This window comes from Aeromicrobium sp. (assembly GCF_049587115.1).
Classification (GTDB): Bacteria; Actinomycetota; Actinomycetes; order Propionibacteriales; family Nocardioidaceae; genus Aeromicrobium.
Map to the genome: position 1 here is coordinate 1 of NZ_JBAVDI010000079.1, position 12,664 is coordinate 12,664.

The 12,664-nt window shown below is 67.0% G+C and carries 13 protein-coding genes; 12 read left to right on the forward strand and 1 reads right to left on the reverse strand.

What is annotated here, in order from left to right:
• The 4 genes from WB461_RS08050 to WB461_RS08065 all read left to right on the forward strand — a co-directional run.
• Positions 1–1,057, forward strand: a 1,057-nt coding sequence (locus tag WB461_RS08050) for a lyase family protein (protein ID WP_423852214.1), incomplete at its 5' end; no start/stop codon positions are given.
• A 35-nt stretch (positions 1,058–1,092) separates the two neighbouring features.
• Positions 1,093–1,467, forward strand: a complete 375-nt coding sequence (locus WB461_RS08055; RefSeq protein ID WP_423852215.1) for a DUF3592 domain-containing protein — start codon at positions 1,093–1,095, stop codon at positions 1,465–1,467.
• Between the two features lie 26 nt (positions 1,468–1,493).
• The gene (locus WB461_RS08060; protein WP_423852216.1) at positions 1,494–2,357 is read left to right on the forward strand and encodes a phosphoribosylaminoimidazolesuccinocarboxamide synthase; all 864 of its coding nucleotides are present in this window, start codon (positions 1,494–1,496) and stop codon (positions 2,355–2,357) included.
• 77 nt (positions 2,358–2,434) lie between these two features.
• Positions 2,435–3,991 (forward strand): long-chain-fatty-acid--CoA ligase, encoded by a 1,557-nt coding sequence (locus WB461_RS08065; protein WP_423852217.1) that lies wholly within the window; start codon positions 2,435–2,437, stop codon positions 3,989–3,991.
• Positions 3,992–4,018: 27 nt separating this feature from the next.
• Here WB461_RS08065 and WB461_RS08070 read toward each other — a convergent pair whose 3' ends face one another.
• A complete protein-coding gene (locus tag WB461_RS08070; RefSeq protein ID WP_423852218.1) occupies positions 4,019–5,998 on the reverse strand; it encodes a heparinase II/III domain-containing protein in 1,980 nt (659 codons plus the stop codon).
• 229 nt (positions 5,999–6,227) lie between these two features.
• Here WB461_RS08070 and purS point away from each other — a divergent pair, with 229 nt between their 5' ends.
• The 8 genes from purS (at position 6,228) to WB461_RS08110 (ending at position 12,662) form a co-directional block, all read left to right on the forward strand.
• Positions 6,228–6,488: a phosphoribosylformylglycinamidine synthase subunit PurS gene (gene purS, locus WB461_RS08075; RefSeq protein WP_423852219.1), complete on the forward strand. Its 261-nt coding sequence runs from the start codon at positions 6,228–6,230 to the stop codon at positions 6,486–6,488.
• Positions 6,485–7,156, forward strand: a complete 672-nt coding sequence (purQ, locus tag WB461_RS08080; RefSeq protein ID WP_423852220.1) for a phosphoribosylformylglycinamidine synthase subunit PurQ — start codon at positions 6,485–6,487, stop codon at positions 7,154–7,156. The genes purS and purQ overlap by 4 nt, the downstream gene beginning before the upstream one ends.
• 112 nt (positions 7,157–7,268) lie before the next feature.
• Positions 7,269–7,487 (forward strand): SCO4848 family membrane protein, encoded by a 219-nt coding sequence (locus WB461_RS08085; protein ID WP_423852221.1) that lies wholly within the window; start codon positions 7,269–7,271, stop codon positions 7,485–7,487.
• A 14-nt stretch (positions 7,488–7,501) separates the two neighbouring features.
• Entirely contained in the window at positions 7,502–7,780 is a 279-nt protein-coding gene (locus WB461_RS08090) for a GNAT family N-acetyltransferase (RefSeq protein ID WP_423852222.1), read from the forward strand.
• A gap of 178 nt (positions 7,781–7,958) precedes the next feature.
• The gene (locus WB461_RS08095) at positions 7,959–9,329 is read left to right on the forward strand and encodes a DEAD/DEAH box helicase (protein WP_423852223.1); all 1,371 of its coding nucleotides are present in this window, start codon (positions 7,959–7,961) and stop codon (positions 9,327–9,329) included.
• 177 nt (positions 9,330–9,506) lie between these two features.
• Positions 9,507–10,688: an Nramp family divalent metal transporter gene (locus tag WB461_RS08100; protein WP_423852280.1), complete on the forward strand. Its 1,182-nt coding sequence runs from the start codon at positions 9,507–9,509 to the stop codon at positions 10,686–10,688.
• A 45-nt stretch (positions 10,689–10,733) separates the two neighbouring features.
• Entirely contained in the window at positions 10,734–11,798 is a 1,065-nt protein-coding gene (locus tag WB461_RS08105; protein WP_423852224.1) for an alpha/beta fold hydrolase, read from the forward strand.
• A gap of 3 nt (positions 11,799–11,801) precedes the next feature.
• Entirely contained in the window at positions 11,802–12,662 is an 861-nt protein-coding gene (locus tag WB461_RS08110; RefSeq protein ID WP_423852225.1) for an Fpg/Nei family DNA glycosylase, read from the forward strand.
• The last annotated feature ends 2 nt before the right edge of the window (positions 12,663–12,664 follow it).

Consider the following 12,664-nt stretch of genomic DNA (forward strand, 5'->3'; position numbering starts at 1 on the left):
CGGCGTGGCCACGCTCGCCCGGCTCGGCCGCCTCGCTGCCGAGCATGCCGAGCTGGTGATGGCCGGTCGCAGCCACAACGTCGCGGCCCAGGCCACGACGCTCGGCAAGCGCTTCGCGACGATCGCCGACGAGCTCTTCGTCGCGATGGACCGCCTCGACGACCTGATCGCCCGCTATCCGCTGCGGGGCATCAAGGGTCCGGTCGGCACGGCCCAGGACCAGCTCGACCTGCTCGGCGGTGACGAGGCCAAGCTCGCCGAGCTCGAGCAGCGCGTCGCGCGACATCTCGGATTCGACAAGGTCCTGACCAGTGTTGGTCAGGTCTACCCGCGATCGCTGGACTACGACGTCGTCACGGCGCTGGTCCAGCTGGCCGCCGCGCCATCGAATCTCGCGACCACGATTCGGCTGATGGCCGGCAACGAGATCGTCACCGAAGGCTTCCGTCCCGGTCAGGTGGGCTCCAGCGCGATGCCGCACAAGATGAACACCCGTTCCTGCGAACGGGTCAACGGCCTCGCCGTGATTCTGCGTGGATACGTCTCGATGATCGGCGAGCTGGCGGGCGACCAGTGGAACGAGGGCGATGTCTCGTGCTCGGTGGTCCGACGCGTCGCCCTGCCAGACGCCTTCTATGCCGCCGACGGACTCTTCGAGACCTTCCTGACGGTGCTCGACGAGTTCGGCACGTTTCCCGCGGTGGTCCAACGCGAGCTCGACCGCTATCTCCCGTTCCTCGCGACGACGAAGGTCCTGATGGCCTCGGTGCGTCACGGCGTCGGCCGCGAGACGGCCTACGAAGCGGTCAAGCAGCACGCCGTCGCAGTGGCTCTGGAGATGCGAGAGAAGGGCGCCGCTGACAACGACCTGTTCGCCCGGTTGGCGGCCGACGAGCGCCTCGGCCTGTCCGAGGCCGACCTCGCCACGCTGGTCGCGTCGCCGATCGACTTCACGGGTGCCGCGGTCAGTCAGGTGCGCGCCGTCGTCGCCCGGGTCGAAGAGCTCCTGGCTGCCAATCCGCAGGCAGCGGCATACTCTCCGGGCTCGATCCTGTGACCTGCCTCGTTGGGCCTGCAACCTAGGCTTGGGATGTGTCGCTCACGCTGATCCCGGTCGCCCTCCTCGTCCTCGGGGCCGTCCTGGTCGGCTGGGGGCTGCGGCGCAGAGCCGCGCTCGGACTGCTGCCCGGCGGGTGGTTGCCCGTGACCGGGACCGTCGTCGATGCGATCGATCGCACCCGAATCGAGTACCGCACCCCGGACGGGCGTCGGCTTCGACTGCAGGCGCCGGTCGGTGCGGCGTACACCGCTGGAGCCGAGGTCGAGATCCTGGTCGACCCGCAGGATCCTTCGCGGGCACGACTCGCCGAGGTCGACGACATCGCCAGCCGGCTCGTGGTCGGGCTCGTGGCGCTCGGCACGGTCCTGCTTGTGATCGGCGCTCTCGCGGCAGTGGCGTTCGCCTGATCGTCTGCCGGCACTACGCTGGGCGCGTGCCACTAGACATTCCCGGAGCCCGCCACCTGCACTCGGGGAAGGTGCGTGACCTCTACGAGGTCGAGGGTGGCAACCTCCTGATGATCGCCTCCGACCGCATCTCGGCGTTCGACTTCGTCCTGACCCCCGGCATCCCCGACAAGGGCGAGATCCTCACTCGCATGTCGCTGTGGTGGTTCGATCAGCTCGCCGACATCGTGCCGAACCACGTCGTGTCGACCTCGGTGCCCGAAGGGGTCCGAGGGCGGGCCCTCATCGTGGAGAGGCTCCAGATGTACCCGGTCGAGTGCGTTGCGCGCGGCTATCTGACCGGCTCAGGTCTGATCGACTATGACGCGAGTGGCGAGATTTGCGGGGTGCCGCTGCCGGCCGGGCTGGTGGACGGCTCCCGGCTACCCGAACCGATCTTCACCCCCGCGACCAAGGCCGAGATGGGCGAGCACGACGAGAATGTCTCGTTCGAGCAGGTCACCGAGACGATCGGCGCCGAGAGTGCCGAGACACTGCGCGACCTGACCCTGCGCATCTATGCCCGTGCCGACGAGGTCGCCCGCTCCCGCGGGATCATCCTGGCTGACACCAAGCTCGAGTTCGGTACCAGACCGGACGGAACGGTGGTGCTGGGCGACGAGGTGCTGACCCCGGATTCATCCCGATTCTGGCCGGCCGACGCCTATCAGGTGGGCCGGGCGCAGCCGTCGTACGACAAGCAGTACGTGCGCAACTGGCTGATCTCGCCCGAGAGCGGCTGGGATCGGTCGAGCAACCGGCAGCCGCCGTCGTTGCCCGCAGAGGTCGTCGACCGCACACGCGAGCGCTACGTCCAGGCGTACGAACAGCTGACCGGCGAGAAGTTCTGACCGTCGCCTTGGCGCGGGGCGGTGTCGGGACGCCCCCGGTATGGTGAGAGGCCCGTCACATACTCCGAGGAGACACCGTGGCCAATCTTGCCGCCATGCTCGAGCAGTCCACCGATGCCCATGCCGAGCGGACGGCGATCGTCTTCGGCGACACGCGTCTGTCGTACGCGCAGGTCAACGGCGCCGCCAACCAGGTCGCAAACCTGCTGGTCTCGCGCGGCATCGAGCCGGGCGACAAGGTGGCGCTGTCGTGTCCGAACCTGCCGTACTTCACGATCATCTACTACGGCATCCTCAAGGCCGGCGCGACGGTCGTACCGCTCAACGTCCTGCTCAAGCCACGCGAGGTGGCGTATCACCTGGCCGATTCCGACGCGAAGGCGTACTTCGCTTTCGAGGGCACGCCTGACCTGCCGATCGGTGATGCCGCCTGGGAGGGCTTCCAGGCGACCGACTCGTGCACCGAGTTCTTCCTGATCAAGCTCGACTCGCAGCAGCCCGAGCCGATGGAGCCGCCGGAGTTCTACGGCCCGCTCGTCGCCCAGCAGCCGCCGACGTTCCAGACGGTCGAACGCGACGACGACGACACTGCCGTGATCCTCTACACCTCCGGCACGACGGGTCAGCCGAAGGGTGCCGAGCTGCGGCATCGCAACATGCGCGACAACGCCCTGGCCGGGACCGACCTGTTCGGCGCCGATGCCGAACGTCCCGACACCTATCTGTGTGTCCTCCCGCTGTTCCACTCGTTCGGTCAGACCGTGATCCAGAACGGCGCGATCGCGTTCGGCGGCACCGTCGTGATGCTGCCCCGCTTCGAGGCCACGGCGGCGCTCGGCTTGATGCTGGCCAATGACGTGACGTTCTTCGCTGGAGTGCCGACGATGTACTGGGGTCTGCTCGGCGCACTCGACGACAGCGTCGACGTCAAGAAGCTCGCTGCCAATCTCCGCGTCGCGGCGGCGGGTGGCTCAGCGCTCCCGGTCGACATCCACCGCCAGTTCAAGGACCGTTTTGGCGTGACGATCCTCGAGGGCTACGGGCTGTCCGAGACCTCCCCCGTGGCCTCGTTCTCCCGGTTCGGCGAGGAGCCTCGAGTGGGGTCCATCGGCGTGCCGATCCCCGGTGTCGAGATGAAGCTCATCAATGAGGACTGGACCGACGTGGCCGATGGCCCCGATGCGGTGGGCGAGATCGCCATCAAGGGCCACAACATCATGAAGGGCTACTACGACCGCCCCGAGGCGACCGCCGAGGCGATCCGTGATGACTGGTTCCGCTCCGGCGATCTGGCGAAGAAGGACGAGGACGGCTTCTACTACATCGTCGACCGGTCCAAGGACATGATCATCCGCGGAGGATTCAACGTCTATCCGCGGGAGATCGAGGAGATCCTCATGGAGCACCCGGCCGTGTCGTTGGTTGCTGTGATCGGTGTGCCACACGAGTCGCACGGGGAGGAGATCAAGGCCGTCGTGGTCAGGAACAAGGATCACGACGATGTCAGCGAGGCCGATCTCATGGCGTGGGGCAAGGAGCAGCTTGCGGCCTACAAGTACCCCCGCATCGTCGAATTCATCGACGAGCTGCCGATGACCAGCACCGGCAAGATCCTCAAGCGCGAGCTCAGCTGAGCTGCACGCTCCTTGGCGAGGCCCCGGTCAGAGCTCCCGGACGCTCACGGTCGAGGAGGTGTAAACCAGCCGGAAGCTCTTCGTGCCGATCTTGACGTCCACGCGCCGCGAGCTGCCACTGAGCCTGGTGCTGATCACCCTGACGTCCCTGCTCGAGACGTTGGAGGGACGGGGGATGACGAGCGCCGTCAGACGTACAGCCTTGCCCACGATCGACGCCTGTGCCGTTGGGGTCTTGATGAACGAGTTGACCCGTTCGCTGCGCCAGCCGAGCAAAGGGTTGGTCTGACCCCTGACGACCGAGAGCCGGGGTGTCGTGCCGACCCAGAGGATCACCGGGTTCGATCCGGTTCCGGAGGTCGCCACACGGTTTTTGCTGATCGACGTTTTGCGATCGGCGGCCAGGTGCCAGCGCTGGACGACGGTGCGGGACTTCGACTGCGTCACGTAGTCGTCGACCAGCAGGAAGTTCGCCTTCTTCGCATGGATCACGGTGCGCTTCCACACCGCACCTCGGAGGGCGGTGGTGCGGACGCTGAACAGGTCGGCGTTGGTGCTCGTATTCGCGACCGAGAGGTAGGTGGTGGCGGCGTCGTCATACGTCGTGGCAGGGATGTCGACGACATTGTGCGAGTCATTCCTGACCACGTAGCTGCGGGGCGCGCCGCCACCTCCGCCATACACGCCGGGCTGCCACAAGATCTGCCTGCCGAGCGCAGAGTAGTTGAGGTTGCCGGCATCCTGCTGACCGTGGACGCGGTATTTGCGCCCAATCCCGAAGCGAATGGCGGCCAGCGACTGCTGGCTCGCGGTCTGTGTGTCGAACCAGCCGGTTCGAGAGAACGCGAAGCCGCCGCTGCGGTAGACGCTGTACGTGCCTGGCTTCCGACAGTCGCTCGTGCCGTCGAGGGGGATCGAGCACACGCCGCCAGTGGTGGCGTACTCAGCGACGGTGCCGGGGAGGCTGCTCGCCTTCGTCCGGGCGGACGTGTCGCCAAAGGCGACGAGATTGCCGTCGGGCTGGGTGGCCTGGGCCAGGATGTCGGCCATCTTGTCGACGCGGCCGAAGATCGGGTCGATGCCCACGCCGCACAGCTCTAGCCTGGTCTTGAGCTCGAGGTACCAGCGCCGGTTGAGATCCTGATACAGCATCGAGCCCTCGTCCGACACGCCCTGCGTGTCGACAGACCGCTCGAGGAGGGTGTTGGACCGCTTGACGGCGGTGTCCTGCATCGTCGCCTGCGGGATCTCGTCGTGGCAGGCAAGCGCCAGCAGTCCCATGTTCTGGTGCAGGGCATGGTTGCCGACCACGCGGTACTGCTTCTCGTCCATGAGGGACGTCGCGTGACTGGCCAGTGCGTCCTTCAGCCACGCGTTGGCTGGATCGTTCTCGTCGATCGCGGTCGTGGCGCAGACGAGGCCGATAGATCGGACACCGACGGACATGTCGTACCACGAGTAGACCGACCGGGGCCTGTTGTAGGGGTTGTTCCTGATCCAGTCGTGGACGATGTCCTCGTAGCGCTGGAGCATCTCGGCATTGTCGGTGGCGAGTCCCACCCGACGGAGCACATCGACCCAGCGGAGCGTCTGGAAGTTGAAGACCCAGTTGTTGTTGGCGAAGGGATTCTCGCGCCAGGTGAGATTCGCGAAGTCCTCCGCTGCGTGGTGGGCGTTGTCGACCGGCAACTTCCATTCGCGGAAGGTCGGGATAGCGACGTAGCCCTCCATGAGCCGATTGGCGACGGCCGAATCGGAGCTGGTGCTGGTGAACTTCGGACCCATGCACTGCTCTTCGGTTCTTCCGGGAGTGGTGAAGGTGGACATCGGCGCTTGCGACTCCGAGGTGTCCAGTGGATCCGCCGCGGGTGGCGCATCGGGTCCGGGTGAGGTGTTGGTCGTGTCGTTCGTGGTCGGGGCTGGTGCGGTCTCGTCCGCCTGGGCCGCCGGGACGACCACGGCCAGCGCGGCAACAGTGGCCATGAGGACCAGGAAGAGTCGACGCATGCGGTTCCTCGCAAGATTGGCTTCGGTGATTCAGGCGAGCGCGAGAACCGCGCGCTGGCCTCACGATAATTGGTGGGCGACGGGAATTGGTTGGTATGGAGACAATCGGTCGCTCTACGTTCCCCGTCGGTGAAAGGGATCCGAAGCTGCGGAGGCCGCACCCCCGGCCGCTGCAGTGACACGGACGGCGCCGGTAGGATCGGGGCCTCACGACACTCAAGGAGCGCCAGTGGCCCGCGTCATCGTCGATGTCATGCCGAAGCCGGAGATTCTCGACCCGCAGGGGAAGGCCGTTCACGGCGCCCTGCCGCGGCTGGGTTTCGACGCCGTCACGGACGTCCGGCAGGGCAAGCGGTTCGAGCTCGAGGTCGACGCCGCCGACGAGGAGACCCTCGCCGAGATCCACCAGCTCGCTGGCACGCTGCTGTCCAATCCGGTGATCGAGGACTACGCGGTGCGGGTCGAGGACGCTGCCGGAGCCGGCGCGTGAAGATCGGCGTCGTCACGTTCCCGGGCTCGCTCGACGACCTGGACGCCCAACGGGCTGTACGCATCGCGGGCGGTGAGCCGGTCGCGCTGTGGCACGGTGATCACGAACTCCAGGGCGTCGACGCAGTCATCCTGCCCGGGGGATTCTCCTACGGCGACTATCTGCGCTGCGGCGCCATCGCCCGCTTTGCGCCGGTCATGACCGAGGTCGTCGCGGCTGCGAAGGGTGGCATGCCCGTACTCGGCATCTGCAATGGCTTCCAGATCCTGTGCGAGTCGCACCTGCTTCCCGGCGCACTGATCCGCAACGATCACCGCACCTTCATCTGCCGTGACCAGAAGCTCAAGGTCGAGAACGCCTCGACCGCGTGGACCGGGGACTTGTCAGTCGGTGACGAGATCGTCGTGCCGCTCAAGAATGGCGAGGGTGGCTTCGTCGCCGATCAGGAGACGCTGGACCGGCTCGAGGGCGAGGGTCGGGTCGTGTTCCGCTACCTCGACGTCAACCCGAACGGATCGCTGCGCGACATTGCCGGCATCACGAACGAGCGCGGAAATGTCGTGGGCCTCATGCCGCACCCCGAGCACGCCGTCGAGGACCTGACCGGACCCGGCACGGACGGCCTGGCGTTGTTCACCTCGGCGCTCGGGATCCTCACCTCCGCCTGATCCCACCTGGCGTGAAGCGTGGGTGCGACATGGATCTTGAAAGCGACCGAGTGCCGCGACCACTGGACGACCTGGTGGTTGGCGGCTGATCGCGCTGCGGGACAATCGGGCCATGGATCTTCCCCTTGCCTGGTCGCTCGTGCTGCTCGTCACCGCGATCTGGAACTTCGTCATCTGGCCGCCGTTCCTCAAGCGGGTCCGCAAGGACGAGCGCTCGCACGACGCAGGAGGAGCGCCGACGACCTTCCTGCGGGTGCACACGATCCTCATCGCGATCTCTCTCGCGCTGGCCATCTCGGTTGGTGTGCTAGGAATCTTGACGCTCGCCTGAGCGTTGACCGGACCATGAGCAAACAGGTCGTGCACAACACCGACGAAAAGCGTTACGAGATCAACGTCGACGGGGCCTTGGCTGGATTCACCGATGCCCTCGAGGACGACGGGATCGTCACATTCCCGCACACCGTGGTCTTCGATGGGTACGAGGGCCAGGGTCTGGCCTCCGTGCTGGTGAGCGAGGCGTTGGACGACGTACGTCAGCGCAACAAGAAGATCGTCCCCGAGTGCAGCTACGTGGCGCAGTTTGTGGACGAGCACCCCGACTACGCGGACCTGGTCGCTTGAGAGCGGCGTCACACAATTCGTCGTCAGCGACGGGCGACTGTTAATATGTGAATACGTGAACGCGCCAGTCCGGCGCTGTTCCGGCCCGACGAAGTAGCGCGAATCCGCGTGAAATGGATATCGGGCATTCTTTCCCGAATCGTCTGTGAGTTCTTTGACCAAGCCTGAAGGCAGCTCTGTGCTGCCCACCTTTTCCACCCTCGACCTCCCCGCCTCGCTGGTATCCGCGTTGGCGCGCCAGGAGATCGTCAACCCCAGTCCGGTCCAGCTTGCGGTGATCCCCGACGCGCTCGCGGGACGCAACGTGCTGGGCCGCGCCCGCACCGGCTCAGGCAAGACCCTGGCCTTCGGCCTGCCGGTACTTGTCGGGCTCGCCGGCCGCACGAGCCGTCCCAAGGCCCCCCGCGGCCTGATCCTGCTCCCGACCCGTGAGCTGGCGACCCAGGTGCGGGCGGCCATGGAGCCGCTCGCGCAGAAGATGGGCCTGCGGCTGACCACGGTCTATGGCGGTGTCCCGATCAACAAGCAGATCAGCACGCTGCGCAACGGTGTCGACATCGTCATCGCAACCCCCGGTCGCCTGACCGACCTGCTCGACCGTCGCTGCATGACGCTCGACGACATCGAGATCACCGTGCTCGACGAGGCCGACCACCTGTGTGACCTCGGCTTCTACAAGCCGATCGACGCGATCCTCAACCGGACCCCCGAGTCGAGCCAGCGGCTGCTGCTGTCGGCGACGCTCGACGGAGACGTCAACAAGCTCGTCAAGCGCCACCTGCCGCAGCACGTGCTGCACGAGGTCGACTCCGCGGACAGTCACGTCGACACGATGGAGCACCACGTGCTCGTCAGCGCGCCGACCGAAAAGTCCAAGGCGGCGTTCGACCTGCTCCGCGCCAACCCCCGCAGCATTGTGTTCACTCGGACCCGTCGCGGCGCGATGCGACTGGCTCGTCAGCTGACGCAGAACGGCATCGAAGCCGTCGACATGCACGGCGACCTGTCCCAGCGTCACCGTGAGCGCAACCTCGAGGCGTTCAGCAGTGGCCGGGCGAGCGTCATCGTTGCCACGGACGTCGCCGCTCGCGGCATCCACGTCGACCGCATCGGTCTTGTCGTCCATTACGACGCGCCCGCCGAGCACAAGGCGTACCAGCACCGCTCGGGACGTACGGCCCGCGCTGGCGAGTCCGGATCGGTCGTCACGATGACGACGCCCGAGGCGCTGCGTGATGTCATGCAGCTGCAGAACAAGGCCGGGGTCACGGCGCGTCACCACGATGCCCGCACCGCTCCGTCGCCCATGACTGCCGAGGCGCTCTCCGGTGCCGGCACCGAGGCTCCGCACGCATCCTCCGTGCGCCAGGGCGCTCGGAGCTCGGGCAACGGTGGCGGCCAGAATCGTGGCGGGGGTCGCCCGCAGGGTGGATTCCGCGGCAACGGTGGCGGTCGTCCGCAGGGCGGCGGCAACAACCGCGGCGGTGGCGGCGGACGTCGCCGCAGCGGTGGCGGCTCGGGTGGGTCCACCCGCGTCTACTCCTCGTAACAGCTGGTTGTACGAACACGGCGCCATCCCAGGTACTCCCGGGGGTGGCGCCGTCCGTCTTGTCCTGGCCTGGGCGGTCAGCTCGAGCCTCGCGCGACCTCGCGGAGCACTCCGGTCGCGAGATACGGAATGCTGGTGGCCATGCTCGTGAAGGGAAGGCTGCCGCGCGTCTCCCTGCTGGGGCCTGCCTTCATCGCTGCCGTGGCGTACGTCGATCCGGGCAATGTCGCGACCAATGTCACGGCAGGCTCCCGATTCGGCTACACGCTCGTGTGGGTCGTCGTGATGGCGAACGCCATGGCGGTCCTGGTGCAGTACCTGTCAGCCAAGCTCGGCATGGTCACGGGCCGCTCACTGGCCGGGCACATGGGCCAACGGCTCTCGACCGGCCCGCGCATCGCCTACTGGCTGCAGGCCGAGGCGATCGCGATCGCGACGGATCTGGCCGAGGTGGTCGGCGGGGCGATCGCGCTCAATCTGCTGTTCGACCTGCCCCTGACGGTCGGCGCCGTCATCACAGCGGCCGTGGCGATGGTCGTGCTGCGGATCGGGGACCTGCGGGGCCAAGCAGCGCTCGAGCGGGTCATCGTTGGCTTCCTCGCGCTCATCGCAGTGGGGTTCATGGCCGGGTTGTTCGTCAATCCGCCCGAGGGCGCTGCTCTGGCTGGGGGGCTCGTGCCGATGTTCGAGGGTGCCGACAGCGTGCTGCTGGCTTCCGGCATCATCGGTGCGACGGTCATGCCACACGTCATCTACCTGCACTCCAGCCTCACTGTCACCCGACTCGGACGCCGGGGTGAAGGACTCAGCGTCCGCGAGCTGCTCACGGCGACCCGGACCGACGTCGCGCTGGCGCTGGTCCTCGCCGGTGTGCTGAACCTGTCCCTGCTCGTCGTGGCGGCAGCCAGCCTCGACGGGCTCCCTGGCACCGACACCCTGCAGGGTGTGCATGCCGTGGTGACCTCCGAGCTCGGTGTCGGGGTCGCTCTGCTGTTCGCGGTCGCGCTGCTCGGCTCGGGCCTGGCATCGACCTCGGTCGGCAGCGCGGCAGGGGCTGAGGTGATGCAGGGTCTCCTCGGTGTTCGGTTGCCGTTGCTGGTGCGCCGCGTCGTGACGTTGATCCCTGCGCTGCTCGTGCTGGCACTCGGCGCCGAGCCCAGCCGGGCGCTGGTTCTCTCGCAGGTCGTGCTGTCCATCGGCATCCCGTTCGCGCTGGTCCCACTTGTCGTGCTCACCGCGCGGCGAGACGTGATGGGGGAGCACGTCAATCTGCGCCGAACCACGGCAGCGGCTTGTCTGGTGGCCGCCATCGTCATCGGGCTCAACGTCTCGTTGCTCTGGTTGACCTTCACAGGTTGATCGGCGAGCGGAAGTCCTCCGCTGGGGGTCTGCCACAATCGAGGAGTGGCCTTCTCGATCCGGGTTCCGCGCGATCTAGGCGCCATTCGAACCAATCTCATTCACAAGGTGCAGCGTCGTCCGATCGCCGACCTGCGGTTCATGCCCCGTGACATCGTCGAGCGCCGCGACTCCTTCACGCTGTACCGCTACTCGGCCGCTTCCGGGGTCCCGACGCAGGGCAGGCCGCTGCTCCTCATCCCTCCGCTGGCCGCTCCGGCCATCGCGTTCGATCTGCGGCGGGGCTGCAGCCTGATCGAGTACTTCGTCGAGCAGGGGCGACCGGTCTATCTGGTCGACTACGGTCCGGTGAGCTTCACGCATCGCGGGCTCGGCATCGAGCACTGGGTTGATTCCGTCCTGCCCGCCGTGGTCGAGATCGCGGCCGAGCACTCGGGTGCCGACTCCGTGCACGCGGCCGGGTGGAGTCTGGGCGGCATCTTCACGATGTTCACCGCCGCTGCTCATCCCGAGCTGCCGCTCGCCTCCGCGACGGCGGTGGCGAGTCCGTTCGACCTGCGCGAGGTGCCGCTGCTGGCCCTGGCGCGGCCGATCGACCGGGTCGGTGGTCGACTGATCGCCCCGGCATATCGCGCGATGGGTGGCGTCCCTGCGCCGCTCACCAGGCTGGGCTTCCAGCTCTCCAGCATCGACAAGTACCTCACCAAGCCGATCTCGATGCTGATGCACGCCGACGACCGCGACTTCCTCGCTCAGCTGGAGTCCGTCGACCGATTCATGTCGAACATGTACGCCTATCCGGGCCGCACGTTCGGCCAGCTCTACCACGTCATGATGCGCAGCAACGAGTTCGCGACAGGCACCATGGAGCTTGCCGGTCGGGCCGTGCGGCTGGCGGACATCGACGTCCCGGTGCTCGTCGTCGCCGGCATGAACGACTCCCTGGCTCCTCACGCAGCGGTCGAGCACCTCCTCGACCTGGTCACGTCGTCCCCGGACGCCCAGCTCGCGCAGGCGCCGGGTGGGCATCTGGGTGTGCTCACGGGACGGGCAGCCCGACGAACCACTTGGCCGGCGATGGAAAACTTCTTCGCCAAGCACGATCATTGAGACATGCCTGAGCTTCCCGAGGTCAACGCTCTCGTCGAGTTCCTCGACCGGGAGATCACCGGCGCCGTCGTCGCGGGCATCGAGCTGGCGTCCTTCGCGGTGTTGAAGACATTCGATCCGCCGGTCGCGGCGCTGTCCGGCCTGTCGATCACCGGGGTGAGCCGGCACGGGAAGTTCATCGACATCGATGTCGACGGCATCCATGTCGTGATCCACCTGGCGAAGGCCGGCTGGCTGCGCTGGTCCGACGACCTGCCCGATACTCGGCTCAAGCTCGGAGCGAGCAACATCGCGGCGCGGATCCGACTGGATCGCGGCGACGGGCCGACGATCGGCTTCGACCTCACCGAGGCCGGGACCCGCAAGGGCCTGGCGATGTATGTCGTGCGCGACCCGGCCGAGGTGCAGGGCGTAGCCGCGCTCGGCCCGGATCCGCTCGGGGCGGGCTTCGAGCTGCGACCACTGCTCGCGCGGCGCATGCAGGTCAAGCGCCTGCTGCGCGATCAGAAGATCGTCGCTGGCGTGGGCAACGCGTACAGCGACGAAATCCTGCACGCCGCGAAATTGTCACCGTTCGCGATCGCCGAGACCCTCACGGACGCCGAGATCGTCCGGCTCGAGGCGTCGGTGCAGGACATTCTGCGAGCGGCGGTCCAGGAGGCCCGAAGCAAGCCGGTCGAGGACCTGAAGGATGACAAGCGCACGCGCATGCAGGTGCACGGTCGAGCCGGCGAGGCCTGCCCCGTGTGCGGCGACGCCGTGCTCGAGGTCGTCTATGCTGATTCCTCGTTGCAGTACTGTCCGACCTGTCAGACCGGCGGCAAACCGTTGAAGGATCGGTCGACCAGCAAGTTCCTCAAGTGACC